This is a genomic window from Mailhella sp. (assembly GCF_057866825.1).
Map to the genome: position 1 here is coordinate 1 of NZ_DBMAHT010000065.1, position 10,799 is coordinate 10,799.

Genomic DNA, 10,799 nt, shown 5'->3' on the forward strand with positions numbered 1-10,799 from the left:
CCTTCGTCCACGGCGATGGATCCGGAACCGGAGAGCACGGGGCCGGACTTGGCGGCGAGACCGTCGACCACGAACAGGGAGTTTTTGCCGAAGATGACGTTGGAGGCGCTGCGTGCGGGGGAATCGCCGACGTGGAGGCTGCCGCCGCCGAGATCGAGGGGACGACCGAGGGCGAGCAGGGCCTCGCCGGAAGCGGGTTCCACGCCGCCGGCGTCGGGCATGCCTATGATGAGGGACGCGCCGCTTGCCACGCGGAGCGAAGACTGCGCCCCCTGCTGGGTGTAGCCGCCGGCGAGTTTGGTGACGCCGCCGGCCACGGTGAGGGAGCCCTCGTTGTGGATGTCGTTGTAGGCGGTGGAGGCGGTGTTTCCGGAGAAGACGTTCACGCCGTTGAAGGTGAGGCTGCCGCCCTTGCTGTTGAAGATGGCGCCGCCCTGGGAGGAGGCGTGATTGCTTTCAAAGGAGCTGTCGGTGATGGACAGGGCGGTTCCGTTGTTGAAGATGGCGCCGCCGCGGCCTTCGGAGGCGCTGACGGAGTTGCCGATGAAGTCGGAATGGGCGATGGACACGCGGCTTTTTTCGGAGCCGGACACGGAAACGACCGCGCCGCCGAGGGAGGAGACTCCGGCGGAAGCTTTGAGCGAGTTGCCGGAGAAGAGGGAGCGGTCGATGTCGAGGGAACGACCGTCCGCGAGGGAGGCGGAAACGACGCCGACGGGCTGGCCTTCGTTTTGGGCGACGAAGGTGTTGTCGCCGACGACGGCGCCCTTGAGGGAAACGCGGCCGTCTCTGCTTTCCATGCGTTCGACGGACGCGGTGCCGCGGGTGCTCATGCCGCCGTTGACGGCGGTTTTTTCATCGTTGACGAGGAAGAGGGCGGATTCGGGCGAGTCCTGGCCCCGGACGAGGCTGGTATTGGCGAGGATGACGCTGGAAGTGTTGTCGATGGTGAGGGAGTCGTCCAGGGAAATTTGGGAATTGTCGGTGAAGTTGATGTTGCTGTGATTGCTGATTTCGCCCGAGAAGGAGCCCTTGACGTAGAGATTTTCCACGCCATAGGAGCCTACGCCGTCGATGAGAAGGTTGTTGTTCTTGCCCTGGAGGCTGATGAGGCCGTCCACGCGGCTTTTGCCTTCGAGGTTGATGGTGGCGTTTTCGGTGTTGTAAACGCGGATGGCGGTGCTGCCTTCATCGGCCCTGATGAGGCCGGTGTTGGTGAAGAACTTGTTGTGGTAGGCTTCTTCGTTCTTGTCGCTGGTGATGGCGACGCCGATGCCTCCGTTGTGGACGTAGATGTCGCCATCATTGGTGACTTCGCCGGAAGTGATGTTTTCCTTGCGGTAGAAGATGCCGATGCCTTCGGCGTCTTCCACGGAGATAATGTTTTTGTTCACAAGGGTTTTGTTGGCGGAGCCGGAATTATCGGTCATGGCGCTGCCCTTGCGCACGGCGATGACGCCCTCGTTGAAGGCCTTGCCGTTGGGGTTGACGCCCATGCCCTTGGTGGCGGAGGCGGAAGTGCCGTCCACAAAGATGCTGCCGGAGTTGGTGAGGGTGAAGTCGGTGCCGGTTTTGCCGCCCATGCCTTCGGCGTAGCCGCCTTTTTCGGAGGATTTCACCCAGATGTTGCCGTAGTTTTCGGCGTTGGGATTGTTGGCGTCGGCATAGACGACGGCGGGAGTATCGGCGCCGGAAGCCACGCCCCAGGAAATGCCGGTCTGACCTTCGGTGAGGTGGTGGGTGTTTTTGGGCGGGCCGACGTCGGCGCCGCTGCTGACCACGAAGTCGGGATCGGCGGGGATGAAGTCGTCGAACATGTTGTCCACGGCCATGGCCGGGCCGGCGATGCTTGCAAGGAGCAGGGCCGCCGCGGCGAGGGAGCCGAACGTATTGATGATGCGGCATTTCTTCAGCACCGCGGCGTAGCGGTTGATGAGATTGCCGAGAGCGCCTTTGGTCGTCATGATGAAGAGGCCTCCATGCTGTTTTCCTCGGAACTTGCGTCGCTCGCCGATGCTTTTCCGAACCCTGGCGAGGGACGATTCCGGAGTATTTTTCGAGCACAAACGGGTTCGGCACAGGTGTGACGATAGAAGTTCGGGTTTGGGAAGATAGCGGATAGCATAGAGTTATAGTTAACGCCAGCAGAAAAAAGGGGTGTGTTGCACTTTGCAAGAAAATTTTATTTATCGTTAAAAAATGGAAAGAAACAATGCGGGATAAAGGTTTACAGGTAAACTTGATGATGCAGTAATAAACTTTTTTTATGGCAAAAAAAATTTTTTTGAAGCAACATTTTTTTGTATTGAATGCTCGATAAAATGTTTTTTCAGACATGGTAAAGATTTCGTTTGACAGATAGAAAAATGTTATGCATAAGGAGCGGATTTTTTTCTGCATCGAGCGGCAGTCATCGGGGGACTTCGTCGGGGAACATGGAGCCTTGTCCGCGGCGTCCTGATGTCGTTTTTCCTTGCTCTCTGCTCACATCCCCATTCCTCCGGGCACACTTTCTCCGTTTTGCGTTTACAGTCGCCGCCGGGGAAGAACGGAGCGCAGCCTGTTTTTATGGAACGCGCGTGCCCGCGCGCGAAGGGCGGAGCGCCCGCGCGGCTTCCGAGCTGCCCGGCCTGTCCTTGGCAGGGCAGGGCCCTCCGCCATCGCCGGACCCGTCTTTTTCTCTTTGCTCTTTTTCCGGCGTTGCTTTCGTTTTTTCTCCCGTCCGCTCCGGCCCGTCTCCGCGTCGCTTTTTTTGCTGCGCCTTGCGGAGCCTTCTGTCGGGAGCGCCTGCCGCACCCCTGCGGTGTGTTGCGCCGAGGTCCGCCCGCTGCCTGCCCCGGTATTTTTCTCTCCCGTCTGTCCGTAGTGTCTTCCCCGCGCCGCTTCCTTTCTCTTCTCCTCCGTGCTTCGCCCCATACCCGCCACGGCGTTGCTTTCGGCCTGTCCTCGGTGCTTGCCCCGCTTTCTTGCTTTTCCCCGTCCGCAGGTTCTCGCGGCGGCCCCGGGGCTTGACGGGGTGACGGGATTTTTTCATTCTGAAAGGATGTTGCTCTATATTCATGTTCCGTTTTGTCGCCGTAAATGTCGTTACTGCGCGTTTTATTCCGAGCCGGTGGGTTCGGGCGAAGGTCTGTCGTTGTGGGCCCGCGCGCTGGTGGCGGACATGCGCCGCCGGGCGGCAGGGCTGGGTCATCCGCGGGTGAGCACGGTATTTTTCGGCGGCGGCACGCCGAGCCTGATTCCGCCCCCGGTGCTGGGCCGCATTCTGGACGCGGCCGCGGACTGCTTTTCTCTGGACGGCGATGCGGAAATCAGCATGGAGGCGAATCCCGACTCCGTGGATGCGTCCCGCGCGGCGGGTTTTCGCGCGGCAGGGGTGAATCGGGTGTCGCTGGGCGTGCAGGCGCTTGACGACGCGCTGCTTGCGGCCATAGGCCGCGTTCACGACCGGGCCGGAGCGCTCCGGGCGTTTGAGGCGTTGCGCCGCGCAAAGTTCGACAACGTGGGGCTGGATTTCATCTGGGGTCTTCCGGGCGAAACTCCGGAAGCCTGGAAGGCACAGCTTCGCGAAGCGGCGGGGCTGTCGCCGGAGCATCTTTCCTGCTACGGGCTCACGCTGGAGGAGGGCACGCCCATGTTTCGGGAGCGCGCCTCGCTGCGCCTGTCCGGCGAGGACGAGGCGGCCGCCATGTACGAGGAAGGGGGCGCGCTTCTGGAAGCGGCGGGCTACGGGCAGTATGAGATATCCAATTATGCGCGGCCGGGGCGGGAATGCCGTCACAACATGGGCTATTGGCGCGGGGAGGAATATCTCGGTCTGGGGCCTGCGGCGGTGAGCTTTCTTGACGGATGCCGCATCAGCGAGCCGGCGGATTTCAAAACATGGCTTGCGGCGGTGCGGGAAGGGCGCGACGCCGGAGAGACGGAACGCCTGAGCTTTGCCGAGCGCGCGGAGGAACTGGTGATGCTGCGTCTGCGCACGTCGGCGGGGCTCAAGCTTTCGGATTACGCGCGTCTGACGGGCCGGGACTTTGTTTCGGACAACCGGGCGCTGATTGAGGAGCTGGAGCGGCGGAACATGGCCGTGCTTGCGGACGGACGATTTTTTCTTACCCGGCGCGGGATGCTGGTATCCAACGCCGTTATTGAACAGTGCTTTGAGCACATTCCGCCGAAACCGGAGGGGAAGGCATGAACGATGCAGGTTCTGGGGGCGTGGTGGGGCGTTTTGCGCCGAGTCCCACGGGTCTTTTGCATTTGGGCAACGCGTGGTCGTTTTTTCTGGCGTGGATGGGGGCGCGCACGTCGGGAGGCCGCGTGATTCTGCGCCACGAGGACATTGATCCCGACCGTTCCCGTCAGTCGTGGATGGACGCCATCGAACGCGATCTGACCTGGCTCGGCCTGGACTGGGATGAAGGCCCCAACCACGGGCCGCACGGGCCGTATCATCAGAGCCTGTGCCGCGGCCTGTACGACAGGGCGGTGGACAGGCTGAGGGAACACGGGCTGGTGTATCCGTGCTACTGCACGCGCAAGGAACTGCGGGTTCTGGCGGGCGCGCCGCACGGAGCGTCCGACGGGCTCGGCGATGCGGGGGCGGCCTATCCCGGAACCTGCCGTCACCTCACGGCGGAGGAGCGCGCCGAAAAGGAAGCCGAAGGCAGGCGTCCGTCGCTGCGCCTGCTCTGCCCGGACGACGACGTGGAAGTGTTTGACGATCTCGTGCTCGGCCGTCAGGAAATTTCGCTGAAAAGCTGCGGCGGCGACTTTGCCCTGCGCCGTTCCGACGGGGTGTGGGCCTATCAGCTTGCCGTGGTGGTGGACGACATGCGCATGGGCGTCACGCAGGTGGTGCGCGGGGAAGACATTCTGCTTTCCACGCCGCGTCAGCTTCTGCTCTATCGCCTGCTCGGGGGCACGCCTCCGGCCTTTGCGCATATTCCGCTGCTCTGCGACGAGCAGGGAGAACGCCTTGCCAAGCGCCACGCCAGCCTGAGCCTTGCGGCCCTGCGCGAACAGGGATGCAGCCCGCAGGCCGTCGTGGGCGAGTTCGCCCGCATCGCCGGACTCCAGGAAACGAACGCCCCCACGTCTCCGAAACGCCTTGCCGACAGAATCATGCACGAAGGCCCCTTCCCCTGGCACAGCCTGCCCCGCGGCCCCATCGTCGTCCCCGGGAGCGCCCCGCAGCGCTGGAAGTAGGATGGAGAGGAAGGGGGACAGCCCGGAGCCCCGGGGCGCCGCCCCGGACCCCGCCGGGGGAAATAATTCCCCCCCCGGCCCCCCTGATTCCGCCTCCGGCTTCGCCGTTCGGCGGGGATTCCCGCTTTCACGGCGCACAGCCCCTGATGCCGCCGAGGGCGTTGTTGTTCGGCGGGGGAACATGGCGGAGAAGGGCGATGGACGGAGGAGCTCTGAGGCAGAGGGGAAAATGGATGTTGGAATATTGGAGGGAAAGACCGGATGGAATGGTCGGCAGTGCTTTTTGATCGCGACGGAACGCTCATTGTGGACAAGCATTATCTTGGGGATCCTGCGGGCGTGGAGCTCATACCCGGCACGGGCGAGGCGCTGGGACGCCTGCGCCGACGGGGAGTGAAAACGGTGGTGATAAGCAATCAGTCCGGCATCGGGCGCGGATATTTCCCGGAATCGGGCTGGCACGCGTGCGAGAAGCGTCTCGGGGAGCTGCTTGCGCCGTTCGGGGCCGCTCTGGACGACGAACGCTTTTGCCCGCATGCGCCGGAGCAGTCGTGTTCGTGCCGCAAGCCGGATGTCGGCATGTGGGAGAGCCTGAAGGCGGCGCGCGGTCTGGACGAGGGGCGCTGCGCCATGGTGGGCGACAAGGTGGAGGATCTTCTTTTCGGCGCGAACGCCGGACTGGCCGCGGCCGTGCTGGTGCTCACCGGCAAGGGCGAGGCGAGCGCGCGGAAGCTCGGGCTGGATGTCGACGGGATTTTGCAGCGGGGATTTGTGCCCGTTGTGGCCGAACTGCCCGGAGCCCGTCGCGCCGGAACGCGTCTTTTTGCCGCGCCGGACGTGCGCGCCGCGGTGGACGGTCTGCTGACGCTCTCCCTGCCGGAAGCGTGACGTTGCCGCGCCGTAGCGCAGGCAAAGAGGGGGCGCGCCTCGTTTGCGCGGCTCCCGGAGCCCTCGGCAACCATCCCCCGCAGGAGAGGCTTTCGCCGTGTCTTTCGCTTCGTGCCCGGAAAACGCAACCGGGTGCGCGGCTTGACTTTCCCCCTCCGGTGAGGCAAAAATTTGAGCTAAGGGCGCGAAGGTCGCGCCGTTTGTCATTTTTTTCAACGAGAGGCCGGCATGTTTTTCAGGAACACCTGACGCATTCATACGCAGAGACAAGGTGTGTCTTGCCGGTTTTTCGTAGTGGCGTTCTGCGCCGGTCTCTGCGATGCTTCACTGTTCCCGAAGGGTGCCGCCTCCTGCGTGAGGTGAGCATGAATCGTATTCTTTCCGCATTCGCGCTGGTGCTGCTCAGCGCGTCTCTGGCCGTGGCCGCTCCTCTGGATTCCTTCAAGGGCCAGAAGGGCACGCTTGATATCGCCGGCGGCACGGCGCACATTCCGGTGATGAAGAAGGCCGCGCAGGCCATCATGAGCGCCAACGGCGACATCCGCATCACGGTGGCCGGCGGCGGTTCCGGCGTGGGCGTGCAGAAGGTGGGCGAGGGCCTCGTGCAGATCGGCAACACCGGTCGCGCCCTCAAGGAAAGCGAAGTGACCAAGTATGGTCTGGAAACCTTCCCCTTTGCCATCGACGGCGTGGCCGTGGCCGTGAATCCGTCCAATTCCGTGACCTCGCTGACCAAGGCGCAGGTCAAGGACGTGTTTGCCGGCAAGATCACCAACTGGAAGGAACTCGGCGGCAAGGACGCTCCCATTTCGCTCTACGTGCGCGAAGACGGCAGCGGCACCCGCGAAACCTTTGAAGAACGCGCCCTCGACAAGGGCACGTCCGTGCAGAGCGCGAACGTGGTGAATTCCAACGGCGCCATGAAGACCGCCATTGCTCAGGATCCCAACGCCATCGGCTATGTGGGCATCGGCCATCTGGATTCCTCCATCCGCGGCGTCACGGTGGACGGCATGGTTCCCTCGCAGGAAAACGCCGCGAACGGCACCTACAAGATCACCCGTCTTCTGTACATGAACACCAAGGGCAAGCCGCAGGGCCTCACCGCGCTGTTCATCGACTACATCTATTCCGAAGACGGCAAGGGCTTCATCAGCTCCTCCGGCTACATTCCGCTGGACAGGAAGTAGGCCGTCATGAGAAACGCCGCGTCTTGCCGCAGCCGGGGGAACCGGGATGCGGGCCTGGTGCTCCTGCGTATTTCCGTGGCGCTGGCCGCAACGGCCATGGCGCTGCTGTTTCTCATGGTCGTCGCCTTCGCCCTGCCCGCCTTTGTTTCGGGCGGAGGCGGCGGCCCGTTTTCGTGGTCGTGGGCTCCGGGAAAGGGAGAATTCGGCATTCTGCCCATGGCGGTGGGATCGCTGGCCGTGGGCTTTTCGGCCGTGATTCCCGGATGGCTCATGGGGCTGTGCCTGTGCTGCTGGCTGCTCTGTCCGCCGCGCGGCAGACGCCCCGGCTGCTGGCGCGTCGTGGTGGGCGGCCTTGTGCGCGTCATGACGGCCGTGCCCACCGTGGTGTACGGCTTTGCCGCGGTGTTTCTGCTGGCTCCGGCCATCCGGCGGGGCTTCGGCGGTTCCGGCTTCTCGTGGCTTACGGCGTCGCTCATGCTGAGCGTGCTCATTCTGCCCACGGTGGTGCTGGTGCTTCAGGCCGGGCTTCGCGAACGGCTGGAGAGAGCGGCCCTGCCCGGCGTGGCGCTCGGCATGTCGCGCATGGAAATCATGTGGCATCTGGTGCTGCCCGCCTCGCGCGCCACGCTGCTTTCCGCGGCGGTGCTCGCCTTCGGCCGGGCCGTGGGCGACACCATGCTTCCGCTCATGCTGGCGGGCAACGCGCCCATGGCGCCCGAATCCATGCTTTCGAGCCTGCGCACGCTCACGGCGCACATGGCGCTCGTCACAGCCAATGAGGTGGGCGGCGCGGCCTACGATTCGCTGTTCATGGCCGGACTTCTGCTGCTGGCGGTCAATGCGCTGGTCAGTCTCGGCATCCGGCGTCTGGGGGCGAAGTCATGAGACGTTCGGTTCCTTTCCTCTGCTTCCGCGCGCTGGCGCTGCTTTCGTCCGTGGCGGTTCCGGCCGTGGTGTTCGTGCTCATGGGATATCTTTTCTGGCGCGCGCTGCCCGTGTTCGGGCCGGAACTTCTGTTCGGCAGCACGCCGCCGCTCGACGCCGTGCTCGGCCGCGCGCCCGTGTGGGACGGCCTCTGGCCGGCGTGCGTGGGCACGTTCTGGCTGGTGGTGCTCACCATGCTGCTGGCGCTGTTTCCCGGAGTGGGCTGCGGCGTATATCTGGCCGAATTCGCCTCGCCCCGGCAAAAGCGCGTGCTCGGCGCGGCCGTGGACGTGCTTGCCGGCATGCCTTCCATCGTGATGGGGCTGTTCGGCTTCATGCTCATTCTGCTTTTGCGGCGCACGGTGATGCCCGAGGCCAATACCTCGCTGTTTCTCGCGGCGTGCTGCCTGTCGCTGCTGGTGCTGCCGGTGCTGGCGGCTTCGGCGCGCGAGGCGCTTTCCGCCGTGCCGCCGTCGCTGAAACTTGCGGCCGCGGCCAGCGGATTTTCCCATGCACAGGCGGTGTTTCATCTTTTTCTTCCCGCTTCGGTGCGAGGCGTTCTGGGCGGCGTGGTGCTTGCGGTGGGGCGCGCCGCAGAAGATACCGCCGTCATTCTCTTCACCGGCGTGGTGGCCAATGCGGGCCTGCCTTCCGGGCTTTTCGGCAAGTTTGAAGCCTTGTCTTTCGATATTTATTACATTTCCTCCCAATATCAGGATCAGCAGGAGCTTCTGCGCGGCTTCGGCGCGGCGGCGTTTCTGCTCATCGTGTCCTGCCTGCTTCTGGCGGCGGCGCGTGCGCTGGAGAGGAGCTTTCGCAGAACGTGGCAGGGGAGGGCGTAGCGTTTCATGGACAAGATGCGGCATGAACCCGTGCTGGAAATTGGCGGCCTGTCGGTGTCGTTCTTTGATCGCACCGTGCTTTCCGACGTGAATTTGTCGGTGCCGCAGGGCGGCATAGCGGTGCTGGTGGGGCGTTCCGGATCAGGCAAGACCACGCTTCTTCGGGCGGTGAACCGCCTCAACGACGAGGTGCCGGGCTGCCGCGCCTCGGGGCGGGTGACGCTTCGCCTTGCCGGGGGCGTGGTGGACGCTCTCCCCGGCACCGGGCCGGACGCCGTGCCGCTGGAGAAGCTTCGGCGGCGCGTGGGCATGGTGTTTCAGACGCCGCAGGTGTTTCCTGCAAGCGTGTACCGCAACATTGCCGCGCCGCTCAGCGTGACCATGAACTGCCCGCGTTCGGAGCTCGACGACCGCGTGCGGAACGCGCTTGTGCGCGCCGATCTCTGGAGCGAGGTGGAAGGCCGCCTCGACATGAGCGCGGAACGCCTTTCCGGGGGGCAGCAGCAGCGGCTGTGCCTTGCGCGGGCGCTGGCGCTGGAGCCGGAAATGCTGCTGCTCGACGAGCCGACGGCCTCGCTGGACGTGCGTTCGGCGCGGCATGTGGAAGATCTGCTCCTCGGCCTTTCGGAACATCTGCCGGTGGTCATGGTGTCGCACGGCCTGCGTCAGAGCCTGAGGCTGGCGTCGTTTCTGGCGGTCATGGAAGGGGGGCGCGTGCTGCGCGTGGTGGATAACCCCGCGGGCCTTTCGGAAGCCGATCTGGAAGCCATGCTCGACGAGGCTTCGGAACGCTAGCGGGGCGCGGCGCTTGATGCCGGGCGGCGGAAGCGGGGAGAGCATCGGCACCGGGCGCGCGTGATGGCGGTGTTTGCAAAGTTCGCGTCTGAGGCGTGATCTCTGTGCTTTGCCGGACCGAAGTGTGGCTTTTGTCTGGCGGGCGGGCTTGCTGCGGCCTGCGGGGCAGAATCGGGCTGCGCGTACCTGCGGCGTTCGAGCCGGAGGCGGGGGTGCCGTTTTTTCCGGAGGAAGCGGGGGAGGCGTCCGCATCGGAGGCTGTGCATCCGCCCGCGGAACATCCTTGCCGTTTGCGCGGCGGGAGGATAGTATCTTGGGAACGCGCGTGTGGCGCGTCACGTTGAACATTGAAGGAGAGGCCCATGCCGAGCTATGAAGAAATCTTCACCCCTGAATGCCTGAACGAGGTTTTTCCTCCCGAACGCACCGATCAGTTTTTCGAGGCGCTGTTCGGGGATCCGGAAGAAGGCGCATACGACATCCGCATGTCGCTTCTTTCGGGATCGGACAGGAAGCTCGATTTTCTGTTCGAGCTGCATCAGCGCGGCGACGCGTGCCTTGCCTGCAATCTGACGCACGGCCTGCCTGCGGTGTTTCTGCGGCATCCCATCATCAACATCAAGGGCGTGACCGCGGAACTGGCCCGTCGCGCGGGCTGGCCGGACGGCTCCTGGGAATGGAATCTCGGCAGCACCGACGAAATTTCCCGCGCGCTGCACGTCATTCCGCTGACGTTGCGCCGCGTGGACTGACGTTTTCCGCTGAGAGCGCGTTCGGGCGCTTTTGGAGCGCGGCGTCATATTTTTCTCTTGACTCCGGCTCTCGATAGCGCTATGTCTTTTCGACCGGAAGGGTCGTTAACTCAGTAGGTAGAGTACCTGCCTTTTAAGCAGAGAGTCGCGCGTTCGAATCGCGCACGACCCACCATGAATTTCAAGGGGTTATGCTGGCAAAG

General features: G+C 63.9%; 9 protein-coding genes and 1 tRNA gene. 9 read left to right on the forward strand and 1 reads right to left on the reverse strand.

Going from position 1 to position 10,799, the window contains the following annotated elements; genetic code table 11:
* A partial coding sequence (locus ACZM96_RS07140) for an autotransporter outer membrane beta-barrel domain-containing protein (protein ID WP_489488183.1) occupies positions 1–1,964 on the reverse strand: 1,964 nt, incomplete at its 3' end.
* Between the two features lie 1,079 nt (positions 1,965–3,043).
* Here ACZM96_RS07140 and hemW point away from each other — a divergent pair.
* The 9 genes from hemW to ACZM96_RS07185 all read left to right on the forward strand — a co-directional run bounded on the left by hemW (position 3,044) and on the right by ACZM96_RS07185 (position 10,771).
* Entirely contained in the window at positions 3,044–4,195 is a 1,152-nt protein-coding gene (gene hemW, locus ACZM96_RS07145; RefSeq protein WP_489488184.1) for a radical SAM family heme chaperone HemW, read from the forward strand.
* Entirely contained in the window at positions 4,192–5,205 is a 1,014-nt protein-coding gene (gene gluQRS / locus ACZM96_RS07150; protein ID WP_489488185.1) for a tRNA glutamyl-Q(34) synthetase GluQRS, read from the forward strand. The genes hemW and gluQRS overlap by 4 nt, the downstream gene beginning before the upstream one ends.
* A gap of 261 nt (positions 5,206–5,466) precedes the next feature.
* Positions 5,467–6,093 carry a D-glycero-alpha-D-manno-heptose-1,7-bisphosphate 7-phosphatase gene (locus tag ACZM96_RS07155; RefSeq protein ID WP_489488186.1) on the forward strand — a complete coding sequence of 209 codons (627 nt, stop codon included), beginning with the start codon at positions 5,467–5,469 and terminating at the stop codon, positions 6,091–6,093.
* Positions 6,094–6,458: 365 nt separating this feature from the next.
* A complete protein-coding gene (locus tag ACZM96_RS07160) occupies positions 6,459–7,283 on the forward strand; it encodes a phosphate ABC transporter substrate-binding protein (RefSeq protein ID WP_489488187.1) in 825 nt (274 codons plus the stop codon).
* A 57-nt stretch (positions 7,284–7,340) separates the two neighbouring features.
* Positions 7,341–8,168 (forward strand): PstC family ABC transporter permease, encoded by an 828-nt coding sequence (locus ACZM96_RS07165; RefSeq protein WP_489488188.1) that lies wholly within the window; start codon positions 7,341–7,343, stop codon positions 8,166–8,168.
* Positions 8,165–9,049 (forward strand): PstA family ABC transporter permease, encoded by an 885-nt coding sequence (locus tag ACZM96_RS07170; protein ID WP_489488190.1) that lies wholly within the window; start codon positions 8,165–8,167, stop codon positions 9,047–9,049. Before ACZM96_RS07165 ends, ACZM96_RS07170 begins: the two co-directional genes overlap by 4 nt.
* 6 nt (positions 9,050–9,055) lie before the next feature.
* Positions 9,056–9,844: a phosphate ABC transporter ATP-binding protein gene (locus ACZM96_RS07175; protein WP_489488192.1), complete on the forward strand. Its 789-nt coding sequence runs from the start codon at positions 9,056–9,058 to the stop codon at positions 9,842–9,844.
* Between the two features lie 362 nt (positions 9,845–10,206).
* Positions 10,207–10,596 carry a pancreas/duodenum homeobox protein 1 gene (locus ACZM96_RS07180; RefSeq protein ID WP_489488193.1) on the forward strand — a complete coding sequence of 130 codons (390 nt, stop codon included), beginning with the start codon at positions 10,207–10,209 and terminating at the stop codon, positions 10,594–10,596.
* A 99-nt stretch (positions 10,597–10,695) separates the two neighbouring features.
* A tRNA-Lys gene (locus tag ACZM96_RS07185) sits at positions 10,696–10,771 on the forward strand.
* The last annotated feature ends 28 nt before the right edge of the window (positions 10,772–10,799 follow it).

Excerpts from the sequence above, each read along its gene's own strand:
- hemW (WP_489488184.1), top strand. The coding sequence starts at position 3,044 with ATGTTGCTCTATATTCATGTTCCGTTTTGTCGCCGTAAATGTCGTTAC.
- gluQRS (WP_489488185.1), top strand. The coding sequence starts at position 4,192 with ATGAACGATGCAGGTTCTGGGGGCGTGGTGGGGCGTTTTGCGCCGAGT.
- ACZM96_RS07155 (WP_489488186.1), top strand. The coding sequence starts at position 5,467 with ATGGAATGGTCGGCAGTGCTTTTTGATCGCGACGGAACGCTCATTGTG.
- ACZM96_RS07160 (WP_489488187.1), top strand. The coding sequence starts at position 6,459 with ATGAATCGTATTCTTTCCGCATTCGCGCTGGTGCTGCTCAGCGCGTCT.
- ACZM96_RS07170 (WP_489488190.1), top strand. The coding sequence starts at position 8,165 with ATGAGACGTTCGGTTCCTTTCCTCTGCTTCCGCGCGCTGGCGCTGCTT.
- ACZM96_RS07175 (WP_489488192.1), top strand. The coding sequence starts at position 9,056 with ATGGACAAGATGCGGCATGAACCCGTGCTGGAAATTGGCGGCCTGTCG.
- ACZM96_RS07180 (WP_489488193.1), top strand. The coding sequence starts at position 10,207 with ATGCCGAGCTATGAAGAAATCTTCACCCCTGAATGCCTGAACGAGGTT.